The organism is Bradyrhizobium sp. Kon69 (assembly GCF_055807515.1).
Genome location: NZ_JBVVOS010000534.1, coordinates 1 through 242, shown reverse-complemented (window position 1 = coordinate 242; position 242 = coordinate 1). Strand labels below are relative to the sequence as shown.

The 242-nt window shown below is 67.4% G+C and carries 1 protein-coding gene; it reads right to left on the bottom strand.

The window, feature by feature from the left end; all coding sequences use genetic code 11:
• Positions 1–242, bottom strand: a 242-nt coding sequence (locus tag AC0L3U_RS40060; protein ID WP_473365219.1) for an MFS transporter, incomplete at both ends; no start/stop codon positions are given.

The following is a 242-nucleotide window of genomic DNA, read 5'->3' as shown; positions in this document are numbered from 1 at the left end:
GCCAATCGCGGTGGCGCGCTCGCGCTCGGGGAACCAGGTGGTCACAACCCGGCTGTTGATCGGGTAGGCCGGGGCTTCCAGCGCGCCGACGGCCATGCGCAACACGAACAACGCGATGAAGCTGGCGGCAAAGCCCAGCATCACGGTGGCGATGGACCACAGCAGCAGAGCGGCGGTGTAGAGAATGCGCGGCGGAACACGGTCCACCAGCCAGCCGCCAGGAATCTGCATTGCCGCGTAGG